Raw genomic sequence first — 10,540 nt, 5'->3', positions numbered from 1 at the left:
GCCGTTGCACTTCAAATGTGAATCCACACCCGGATCAAGTCCGGGGTGACGAGACAAGGAAGGGCAGCTTCCGGTCGCAACCCGCCGTTCGTCACCCCAGCGCCGGGTTCAGCTCTCTGACTTCGATCAGGAAGGTCTTGGGTTTCTTGAAATATTTGCTCTTGCGATTGACCCTGAGCCCGACGACCTCGGCGAGTTCCATGACAAAATGGACGCAGTTCGCCTTGTTCAGGCTGTAGCTCGGCTGCTTGCGGTCCTGCCATTCGCGAACCTTCGCGATCAACCGGCCATAGGTCGCGTCGTCGACGGTGACGCTGAACTGGCGGTCGCTCTTCGCGATATAGTCGGGCTGCGACGTCTGGACATAGCCCTTCACCGAACCGAGCAGGATCGCGGGGCTGACATTTTTCGCGGTGAAGCCGAAATTATTGTCGACCACCTGCCCGCTGCCGTCGAGCCGTCCTTTCACGACGATGAAGGCGTGCGGAAAACGGTCGCCGAAATCGTGGCTGTAGAAGCTGACCGTAACCGCGGCCGATGCGGGAACCGCGGCGCCGAGACAGAAAGCCAGGAGGGCGAGGAGCATCAGGCGCAGGCGGAACATCGGCGCCCTGATAGCCATCCCCCACGCCGCTTGCCAAGCGACCTTTGCGCTTGACCTGTCGGTCAAGCTGGCCTCTTCTTGAACTGACAAGAATGTAAGGAGACGAGGGTGGCACGGAAGGCGATTTTCATCACCGGCGGCGGATCGGGCATCGGCCGCGCGACCGCGCGCCATTTCGCCGCGCGGGGCTGGTTTGTCGGAATCGCCGACGTCAATTCGGCGGGGATCGACGAAACCGCCGCGCTGCTTCCCGAGGGCGCGTCGTCACGCCACGTCATGGACGTCCGCGACCGCGACCAGTGGAAGGCGGCGCTCGATAATTTCGCAAAGGCCGGCGGCGGGCGGCTCGACGTGCTGTTCAACAATGCAGGGATCGGATCGGGCGGCCAGTTCATCGATATGGCGCCGGAAGAGGCCGACCGGTTGATCGCGATCAACTTCGGCGGGGTGGTCAACGGCGTCTATATGGCGCTGCCGCTGCTTCGCGCGACGCCGGGTTCGACGATCCTCAACACCGGATCGGCCTCGGGCTTTTATGGCGTCGGCGGACTCGCGGTCTATTCGGCGACAAAATTCGCGGTGCGCGGCCTGACCGAGGCGCTCGAAATCGAATTCGCCAAGCACGGGATCAAGGTGCGCTCGCTGATGCCGGGCTTCATCGACACGCCGATCCTCGATCAGGTCAGCGCCGACAGCAACGAACCCGCACGCGGCCGCCTGTCGGCCGCCGGTTTCGAAATCTCGCCCGTCGAACGCGTCGCCGAAGCCGCGTGGGAGGCGGTTCACGGCACCAAGGTGCATGTCACCGTCGGCAAGATGGCCAAGCGCCTGTCGCGGCTGTCGCGCTTCTTTCCCGGCCTGATCGCGAAGCAGTCGAAGAAGGTCGACGGGCTGGGAACCGCGGGGCATTGATGCTGCGAGGATGGCGGCAGCTTGGGGGGTGGAGAACTGCCGTTCCGTTTCACTCCTTCGTCATCTCGGCCTCACCATTTTCGTCACCCCGGACTTGATCCGGGGTCCATGACTTCAGCGCTGCCGTGGATCCCGGGTCAAGCCCGGGAGGACGATATTATAGTGTCGCCTTTCGGCCGTCAGCTACCGCTCCCCGAAATCCACAGCGACAGCCCCGGCGGCGGATCGCCGGGCGGCGCATCGGCGCGATGCCGCACCGCATCGGCGCGCGCGCGGTCGAGGACGGCGGCCGGGACGGCAGGCGAATGGAAGATATGGTCGGCCTCACCCAGCAGCCGCGCCGCGCGCAGCGTCAGATCGTCGGGATCATTGCTGGTCAGGCGAATGATCTCGAGGCGCGAGGCCGCCGTCCCGATTTCCTCCGCCAGCCACCGGCCCACCCTGTCCACCGCCCCGGGATCGAGCGGGTCCAGCGCCCCTCCCGCCGCAAGCGCCGCGTCGATCGCGCGGCGGCGGTCGGCAGCCGCCGGCCAGCGCGCCCGCATCGTATCGCGCGCGGCATGGAGCGCCGATGCGAGTGCACCGAGCCGCGACGGCAGCAAGGCTTCGATCCGCTGGCGCACCGCCTTGGCAAGCCCGGCCGACGCGCCGCCCGTCCCGATCGCGATCGTCACCGGCGCGCGGTCGACGATCGCCGGGGTCGTGAAGTCGCAAAGTTCCGGCCGGTCGACGACATTGACGAGCAGGCCGCGCGCGCGCAGCTCTACCGCCGCCGCGCGCGCCGCTTCGTCATCGGCGAGCGCGACGAAAGCGATGGCCGCGCCTTCCTCCCACGCCGGGACGATGCGCCCGCCCGCCCGTGTGACCAGCCGTGCCTTCGCTTCGGCCGCCTCGCCTTCCCCGACCAGCACGACCGTGCGGCCGGCGAGGTTGAGGAAAACGGGAAGCTGCTGCATCGTCAGTCGATCCAGTCGGGAACGCGCTCGGCGGCCATGATCGTGCCCGCGGCGATACGGTCGGCGACGACGATATAGCGGTCGCCGTCGACCAGCACCTCGGGAACGAGGCTGCGGCTGTTGTAGGTCGACGCCATCGTCGCACCATAGGCGCCCGCGGTGCGGAACGCCGCGAGATCGCCCGACCCGACCTTGTCGATCACGCGGTCGCGCGCGAAAGTGTCGCCCGTCTCGCACACCGGTCCGACGATCGACGCGGTCATCGTCTCGCCCGTCGGCCTGACCGCAACGAAGTCGTGATAGGCATCGTAGAGCGCCGGGCGCGCGAGGTCGTTCATCGCCGCGTCGACGATCACGAAAGGATTGGTCGCGCCGGGCTTCACCCAAAGCACCTCGGTCAGCAGCACGCCGGTGTTGCCCGCGATGACGCGGCCGGGTTCGAACATCAAGGTGACGTCCCAGTCCTTCGTCACCCGCGCGACCATCGCGCCATACTCCGCCGGGCTCGGCGGATTGTCGTCGGGCTTGTACGGCACGCCGAGCCCGCCGCCGAGATCGACGTGGGTGATGCTGTGCCCCGCGGCGCGGAGGTCGGCGACAAGGCGGCCGACGCGCTCGAACGCGGCCTCCAGCGGCGCGAGGCTGGTGAGCTGGCTGCCGATGTGGAGCGCGACGCCGCGCATCTGGAGCCCCGGCAGCGCCGCCAAACGGCCGAAGATTTCGGGCGCGGCGTCGATGCCGACGCCGAACTTGTTCTCGGCCTTGCCGGTCGAAATCTTGGCGTGGGTGCCCGCATCGACGTCGGGATTGACGCGCAGCACCGCGGGCGCGGTCATGTCCTTGGCAAGCGCGATTTCGGCGAGCGCGACGCCCTCGGGCTCATGCTCGATGTTGAACTGGCCGATGCCGCGGTCGAGCCCCTGCGCCAGCTCGGCGCGCGTCTTGCCGACCCCCGAGAAGACGATGTCCTGCGGCGCCATGCCCGAGGCGAGCGCGCGTTCGAGCTCGCCGCCCGAGACGACGTCGGCGCCATAGCCCTGCCGCGCGAGGACGCGCAGCACGCCGAGATTGGGGTTGCACTTGATCGCGAAGGCGATGTGCTTCCTGGGAATATCCTTGAGCGCGTCGGCGAACACCTGCGCATGGCGTTCGAGCGTCGCGCGCGAATAGACATAAACGGGGGTGCCGATTTCGGCGGCGATGCGCGGCAAGGGAATGTCTTCGGCGTGGAGGACGCCGTCGCGATATTCAAAATGGTCCATGGGTCGAAAGTCCTGAAGCTCAGCCCGGAGGCGGCAAATCGAAATCGTCGGGTTCGCGGCGTTCGGACCGTTTGAGAAGTTCGTCGCTGCGCGCGGGCCGGGCCTGCGCGTCAGGCGTCGTGAGCTCCTCCGTGGTCGGGGCGCTTGTCGCGCCGACGGGAACGACCGGCGCGGGCTGGTTCGCCGCCGGCTTCAGATCTTCCTTCGCGCCGCACGCGCCGAGCAACGCGGCGGAAGCGATCATGGTCGCGATGAGGCGCTTCGTCGCCATCAATCCTGTCCTTCCAGCGCGGCGCGGGCCGCGGCAATGGCCTGCCTTACCCGTTCGGGCGCGGTACCGCCATAGCTGACGCGGCTCGCCACCGAAGCCTCGACGGTCAGCGCCGCGAGCGCATCGGGGGTGACCGCGGGGTGGATCGCGGCGGCCTCGGCGGCGGGCAGCGCCGACAGCTCAACGCCAAGCTCCTCCGATCGTTTCACGCAAGCGCCGACGATATGATGCGCCTCGCGGAACGGCACCCCCGCCGCGCGCACCAGCCAGTCGGCAAGGTCGGTCGCGGTCGAGAAGCCCGAGGCGGCGAGCGCGCGCATCCGGTCGGTGCGGAAGCTCAGCGTTTCGACCATGCCCGTCATCGCCGCAAGCGACAGCGCGAGCGCGTCGAAGGCGCCGAACACCGTTTCCTTGTCGTCCTGCAGATCCTTCGAGTAAGTGAGCGGCAGGCCCTTCACGATCACCGACAGGCGCTGGAAGGCGCCGAGCAGCAGGCCGGCGCGCCCGCGCACCAGCTCGGCGGCGTCGGGGTTGCGCTTTTGCGGCATGATCGAACTGCCCGTCGACCAGGCATCGGGCAGATGCACGAACCCGAAGGGCTGGCTCGCCCAGATCACGATTTCCTCGGCGAGGCGCGAGAGGTGGATCGCCGCGATCGAGGCCGAGGCACAGAATTCGAGCGCGAAGTCGCGGTCCGACACCGCGTCGATGCTGTTCGCCATCGGCCGGTCGAAGCCGAGCGCCGATGCGGTCGCGTGGCGATCGAGCGGAAAGCTGGTCCCGGCAAGTGCGGCGGCGCCAAGCGGCGATTCGTTGAGGCGGCGGCGCGCATCGGCGAAGCGCGAGCGGTCGCGGGCGAACATCTCGACATAGGCGAGCAGGTGATGGCCGAGCGTCACCGGCTGCGCGACCTGCAGGTGCGTGAAACCGGGCATGATGCTGTCCGCATGGTCTTCGGCGCGCGTCAGCAATGCTGCCTGAAGCGCCTTCAATCCGGTGTCGATGCGGGTGCATGCCGTACGGACCCAGAGGCGGAAATCGGTCGCGACCTGGTCGTTGCGCGAGCGCGCGGTATGGAGGCGGCCGGCCGCCTCGCCGACCAGCTCCTTCAGCCGCGATTCGACGGTCATGTGGATGTCTTCGAGGCTGAGGTCGACCGGAACGCCCCGTTCGGCGAACTCGTCGGCGATCAGCGCGAGACCGCGGTCGATCTGCGCCGCATCGTCGGGGCTGATGATCCCGCAGGTGCCCAGCATCGCCGCGTGCGCGCGGCTGGCGGCGATATCTTCTTCCCACAACCGCTTGTCGACGGGGATCGAGGCGTTAATTTCTTGCATGATCGCCGCGGGTCCGCCACCGAAGCGGCCGCCCCACATGCTGTTGCTGTCCGGAGTATCCGCCATTCGCCGCGCCCTGACCAAATTGCCGATGATCCTGCCGTTCGTGCTGGCGGGATCGCTGATCGCGGGCTGCGATAGGGAAAAGCAGGCCGACGGGCAAGCCGCCGCGCCCCAAGCAAATATTTCATCCGGCGAAGCGAGGGACGTCGGCGCCTTCAAGCATATCGTCGACCGCGCCAATGCAGGAAAGGCTGCCCCCGCGGTGAGCTTTACCGGGCCCGACGACGCGCCGGTGACGCTCGCGTCATTCCGCGGCAAGCCATTGCTCGTCAACCTGTGGGCGACCTGGTGCGCGCCGTGCGTCGCCGAAATGCCGACGCTCGACGCGCTGGCGGCGCAGCAGGGCGAGCGCATGGCGGTGATCGCGGTCGCGCAGGACCTGCAGGGCGCCGACGTCGTCGATCCCTGGTTCCGGAAGGCGGGCCTCAAGGCGCTGCAGCCCTATCTCGATCCGGAGAACGGCCTGCTCGACGCCGCGGCCAGCGCGCTGCCGACGAGCATTCTCTATGATGCGCAGGGCAAGGAAGTATGGCGTGTCGTCGGCGCGATCGACTGGCAGGGCGACGAAGCGAAGGCGTTGCTGGCCGAGGCGGGGGCTTAGCTCACCCGGGGTGCGCTTCGTCGCCGACGCTCGATTTCAGGAGGCCGCGAAACACCTCGCGCGCGTCGCGCTTGCCCTGCGTCACGTCGAACACGTCGCGCGCGATCGGCATCGCCAGGTCATATTTGTCGGCGAGCGCCATCACCGTCGGCGCGCTCTTCACACCCTCAGCGACCATGTTCATGCCCGCAATGATCTCGTCGATGTGGCGGCCCTTGCCGAGTTCGACCCCGACATGGCGATTGCGGCTCAGGGGGCTGGTGCAGGTCGCGATCAGATCGCCCATGCCGGTGAGCCCGGCAAAGGTTTCGGGCCGCCCGCCCATCGCGACGCCGAGCCGCGTGATCTCGGCCAGCCCGCGCGTCATCAGCCCGGCGCGCGTATTGTCGCCGGCGCCGAGCCCGTCGCCCATGCCGACCGCGATCGCGATGATATTCTTGAGCACCCCGCCCAGCTCGCAGCCGAGCAGGTCGGTGTTGGTATAGACGCGGAACAGCCCCGAGTGGAACACCGGCTGGAGCGCGCGGACGACGATCTCGTCCTCCATCGACAGCACGCTCGCCGCCGCCTGCCCCGTCATGATCTCGCGGGCGAGGTTCGGACCGGTCAGCACGCCAACCGGGTGGCCGGGCAGGATCTCCTCGATCAGTTCGGTCATCCGCTTGCCCGAGGCGAGTTCGAGGCCTTTGGTCAGGCTGATCACCGGCACCCACGGGCGAAGATGGTTGCGCGCTTCCTCGAGGACGCCGCGAAAGCTGTGCGAGGGGACGCCCATCACGAGCACATCGGCACCGGCGACGACCTCGGCCATGTCGTTCGTCGCGCGAAGCGCCGCGGGCAACTTGATGCCGGGCAGATATTTGCGGTTCTCGCTGGCCCCGTTGATGCTCTCGACCGTTTCGGTATCGCGCGCCCAGAGCGTGATCGGCGCATTGCGCGACACGACCGAGGCGACCGTCGTTCCCCAGCTACCGCCGCCGAGCAGGCCTACTTTCAGGCGCATATGTCTCTCCCCATCTCGGGCGAGAGTGGCGAGATTGCAGAGGATTGACAAGGCGCTAATCCTCCCTGTGCCGCAGGCATGGGGAGGTGGCAGCGCGAAGCGCTGACGGAGGGGCGATGACGCGGCCCCTCCACCACGCGCTACGCGCGCGGTCCGCCTCCCCACGGCTACGCCGCAGGGAGGATCAGTGGCTGGCCAGAAACGCGCGCTGGACCTCGGCCGTCGCTTTCGGATCCTCGATCATCGGGACGTGCGCAATATGCTCGAAGATGTGGCTGCGGCTGTCCGCGATCCCCTTTTCGAGGACCGCGACGCAGCTGACGTCGATCAGCCTGTCGTGGCGGCCCCAGATGATCAGTGTCGGAACCGTCACCTTATGGAGTTCGTCGTTGAGCGGCTTCGCCTCCATCTCGTCGGCAATGGTCCAGAAAATCTTGTCGAGCAGGTCGCGGTGCTTCAGCGCATCGGCGTAGATGACGGGTTTGAGCCGCGCCGGCACAAAGGTCGGCTTGCGGACGACGAAGGCGATCAGCCGGTCGGCGTCCTCCAGATTGGCGATGACCAGCGGGTTATAGTCGCGGTCCGCGGCGAGCTTCTGCAGCTCGCTTTCGTCGGCGCCCAGGATGCCCGCATTGTTCATCAGCGTCAGCGTCCGCAGCGCATTCGGATAGTCGATCGCAAAGCGCAGCGCGATCCAGCCGCCCATGCTGTTGCCGCCGAGATGCGGGCGGTCGATGCCGAGCGCATCCAGAAAACCCTTCAGCCGCGCGGCCTGGCTGCCGACGTCGAAGGGCAATTCGCCGTCGCGGTCGTTCTCGCCGAAGCCCGGCAGGTCGGGCGCGATCAGACGATAATCCTTGGTCAGCCACGGCGCATAGAAGGTCCAGTGATCCTTGTCGGCGCCGAAGCCGTGCACCATCACGAGGGTCGGCTTCGACGGATCGCCGCCCTCCAGATAAGGCCAGGTGCGGCCGTCGACCGTCACCGACTTGCGGACGACCCGCGCGCGCTTGCGCATCAGCCAGCGCGCCAGCAGCACGATCTGCTCCGGAAAGAACAGATAGAGCAGCGTCAGGAAGACGATGGCCGAGATAAGGGCGATGATGAAGAGGCTCATGATCGGGCTCCGCCAGCGACATGCGCGTCGAACCAGCCGATCAGGTCGCCCAGCACCGCATCGCGCTCGGGTTCGTTATAGATTTCGTGGAACAGGCCCGGATAGATTTCGAGCCTTTTGTCCACCGACGACACATGCTCGAACAGATAGCGCGATCCCGCGGGCGCGGTCAGCCGGTCGGCCTCGCCATGCTGGATCAGGATCGGCAGCCGGATCTTCGGCGCGTCGGCCTCGGCGACCGCCATCGCATCCATGAATTCCTTGCCGAGCCGCGCGCCGATCTTGCCGCCATAGACGAGCGGGTCGGCCCGATACGCCGCGACCACCGCCGGATCGCGGCTGACCCCGGTCGCATCGAGCGACAGCACGCCGAGGCGCGGAAAGAAGCGCGAAAGGAAGCGGCTGATCCAGACGGTAAAGCGCGACGGCGGTTCGGCGGGCAGGATCGCGGGGCCGGAAAGCGCGGCCGCGACGAACGCCTGCTGGCGCTCGATCAGGAACAGGGTCGCGATCAGCCCGCCCATGCTGTGACCGAGGAGCAGACGCGGCGTGTCGCCATGATCGACCTCGACCAGGGTGAGCAATTCGCTCATCCCATCGAGGAAGGCCAAGAAGCGCGGCACGAAACCGCCCTCGCCATCGGATTGGCCATGGCCCCAATGATCGACCGCGTAGATCGCATAGCCCGCCCCGGTCAGCCGCTTCGCGACATACTCATAACGCCCGGCATGTTCGGCATAGCCATGCGCGAGCAGGATCACCGCCTTCGGTCGGCCTTCGGGAAGCCAGTGGGTGACGTGCAGCTTCGCGCCGGCGCCGGCCGAATCCGCGGGAAGGACGAGCGCGCCCGTCGCCACGATCAGCGAACTGCCTTCTTCAGCGCCGGGCTGCGGTGGCCGGGGCCGTCGTCGCCCGCCTTGTCGATTTTGGCGAGGATCGCGTCGAGCGCGCGGCTGATCGCGGTCTGGGTGCGCACCATCTCGACCTTCGGCCAGGCGGTGCGCTGGCCGGTATCGATCAGCTCGTCGATGTCGTCCTGCGCGAGATCGCTCAGAATCTTGGTCGGCGACCAGAATTTGGGCGGGCGGATGATGTTGATGTCGCCGGTATATTCCTGGTTGATTACCGAACGCGCCATATTGGCGAGGCTGTTCAATGGCGGCACCAGTTCGAGCGGCTTCTGGAAGATCACCATGTTCGCGTTGAGCCACGCCTTGAAGGTCGCGATCGACGCGTGCTGGATGGCCTCGATCGGCGCCATCTGCTTGCGCGTGTCGGTCGCGAAGGGCAGCGCCAGCGGGTTCGCCTGGCTGACGATATGGTGGTTGACGCCATAGAGGCGCTCGAGCCGCTTGGTCGGAATATCGTGCGTCACCGATCCGTCGACCCAGCGCCGGTCGGGCTGGTAGGGGACGCGGTTGCCGTCCTCGTCGCGCGCCATCAGCATCACCGGCGGAAAGACGCCGGGCACCGCGCACGACGCCAGCACCGCCTCGCGGATCAGCACGTTCGGCGCGGTGATCGCGTTGAGCAGCCGGCCGTTCTGATGCTTCTCGGCGGGTGCGACCGAGACGTTCAGATGGCGGCCGCTGATTTCATAGGCTTGCTGAAAAGTCAGGTCGGGAATCAGTTCGGCCAGCCGTTCGCGCACTTCGTCGGGCGCCAGCCGCTTCATCTCGGGATCGCGCGCGGGGTTCGCGAGGCGCTTGCTGTCGAGGAAGGGGCCGATGTCGGCATCCTTGCGCGTGCAGACGATCGCCGCGACGATCGACCCGCCGCTCGATCCGGCGAGGATATTCGGGAGCACGCCCTGTTCCCACAGCGCCTTCACGACGCCGACGTGGAAGAAGAGGAAGCTGCCCGAGCCCGACAGCAGCAGCGCCGAGCGACCGTAGCAATGCTGGGCGCGGCGGAAGAAATCGCGCTTTTCCTCGCGCGGAATGCTGCGCGATGCGGCGATCTTGTCGAGCGCGGCGACGACCTCGGCGACATAGGCCTCGATCAGCTTCTTCGTGCCGAAGCGCGCCTTCTGGTAAAGGCGTTCGGCGCCCATGCCGTCGATATTGCCGTGAATGCCCTCGTTGAGGACGAACAGCAGCCCCTTGACGTCCCCCGCCGCCGACAGCTTGCGCAGTTTTTCGAGCCTTGCCCGAATGGCCTTATAATCGAAATGTCGGCTCTCGTCGGTGTCGCGCCACGCCTGCATCCCCGATTTTACGTCCGCGGCGACCGCCGCTTTCGACCAGGCGGCGTAGTCGGACGCGCGTACAAGCTCGGCGTCAGCGCTGAGCGTCGGGGCAAAAATCATTCGTTGGTCCTGCATGGTTTCTATTTTCAGCGATTCTTGCTGGTTACGTTGTCTTTGGCAACTGTTTTGACATCGCTGTCCCGCTCCCGTCGACCCGGATACCCGC

11 protein-coding genes are annotated in these 10,540 nt (G+C 67.0%); 2 read left to right on the top strand and 9 right to left on the bottom strand.

Annotated features, from left to right (window positions below; genetic code table 11):
* Positions 1–91: 91 nt before the first annotated feature.
* The gene (locus J1N50_RS01655) at positions 92–604 is read right to left on the bottom strand and encodes a hypothetical protein (protein ID WP_215349720.1); all 513 of its coding nucleotides are present in this window, start codon (positions 602–604) and stop codon (positions 92–94) included.
* A 108-nt stretch (positions 605–712) separates the two neighbouring features.
* Between J1N50_RS01655 and J1N50_RS01650 the strand changes: the two genes are divergently transcribed.
* A complete protein-coding gene (locus J1N50_RS01650) occupies positions 713–1,516 on the top strand; it encodes an SDR family oxidoreductase (RefSeq protein WP_215349717.1) in 804 nt (267 codons plus the stop codon).
* A 179-nt stretch (positions 1,517–1,695) separates the two neighbouring features.
* On the opposite strand, the gene J1N50_RS01645 is transcribed toward J1N50_RS01650, so the two are convergent.
* The 4 genes from J1N50_RS01645 to argH are packed head-to-tail and all read right to left on the bottom strand — an operon-like array spanning position 1,696 to position 5,381.
* Positions 1,696–2,472 (bottom strand): precorrin-2 dehydrogenase/sirohydrochlorin ferrochelatase family protein, encoded by a 777-nt coding sequence (locus J1N50_RS01645; RefSeq protein ID WP_215349712.1) that lies wholly within the window; start codon positions 2,470–2,472, stop codon positions 1,696–1,698.
* Between the two features lie 2 nt (positions 2,473–2,474).
* Positions 2,475–3,734: a diaminopimelate decarboxylase gene (gene lysA, locus J1N50_RS01640; RefSeq protein ID WP_215349710.1), complete on the bottom strand. Its 1,260-nt coding sequence runs from the start codon at positions 3,732–3,734 to the stop codon at positions 2,475–2,477.
* A 19-nt stretch (positions 3,735–3,753) separates the two neighbouring features.
* Positions 3,754–4,005 carry a hypothetical protein gene (locus J1N50_RS01635; RefSeq protein ID WP_215349708.1) on the bottom strand — a complete coding sequence of 84 codons (252 nt, stop codon included), beginning with the start codon at positions 4,003–4,005 and terminating at the stop codon, positions 3,754–3,756.
* A complete protein-coding gene (argH, locus tag J1N50_RS01630; RefSeq protein WP_215349722.1) occupies positions 4,005–5,381 on the bottom strand; it encodes an argininosuccinate lyase in 1,377 nt (458 codons plus the stop codon). Before argH ends, J1N50_RS01635 begins: the two co-directional genes overlap by 1 nt.
* Here argH and J1N50_RS01625 point away from each other — a divergent pair.
* Positions 5,380–6,006 (top strand): TlpA family protein disulfide reductase, encoded by a 627-nt coding sequence (locus J1N50_RS01625; RefSeq protein ID WP_246552936.1) that lies wholly within the window; start codon positions 5,380–5,382, stop codon positions 6,004–6,006. The two genes, argH and J1N50_RS01625, sit on opposite strands and share 2 nt — an antisense overlap.
* Before the next feature lies 1 nt (position 6,007).
* Here J1N50_RS01625 and J1N50_RS01620 read toward each other — a convergent pair whose 3' ends face one another.
* From J1N50_RS01620 to J1N50_RS01605, 4 genes are all read right to left on the bottom strand, one after another.
* Complete coding sequence (locus tag J1N50_RS01620) at positions 6,008–7,009, bottom strand: NAD(P)H-dependent glycerol-3-phosphate dehydrogenase (protein ID WP_215349706.1); 1,002 nt, start codon at positions 7,007–7,009, stop codon at positions 6,008–6,010.
* 184 nt (positions 7,010–7,193) lie between these two features.
* Entirely contained in the window at positions 7,194–8,126 is a 933-nt protein-coding gene (locus tag J1N50_RS01615; protein ID WP_215349704.1) for an alpha/beta fold hydrolase, read from the bottom strand.
* The gene (locus J1N50_RS01610; protein WP_215349701.1) at positions 8,123–8,983 is read right to left on the bottom strand and encodes an alpha/beta hydrolase; all 861 of its coding nucleotides are present in this window, start codon (positions 8,981–8,983) and stop codon (positions 8,123–8,125) included. Before J1N50_RS01610 ends, J1N50_RS01615 begins: the two co-directional genes overlap by 4 nt.
* 2 nt (positions 8,984–8,985) lie before the next feature.
* Positions 8,986–10,434 (bottom strand): DUF3336 domain-containing protein, encoded by a 1,449-nt coding sequence (locus tag J1N50_RS01605; protein WP_215349698.1) that lies wholly within the window; start codon positions 10,432–10,434, stop codon positions 8,986–8,988.
* Between the last annotated feature and the right edge of the window lie 106 nt (positions 10,435–10,540).

Source organism: Sphingopyxis soli (genome assembly GCF_018682675.1).
Classification (GTDB): domain Bacteria; phylum Pseudomonadota; class Alphaproteobacteria; order Sphingomonadales; family Sphingomonadaceae; genus Sphingopyxis; species Sphingopyxis soli.
This window is presented reverse-complemented; position numbering and strand designations above follow the sequence as displayed.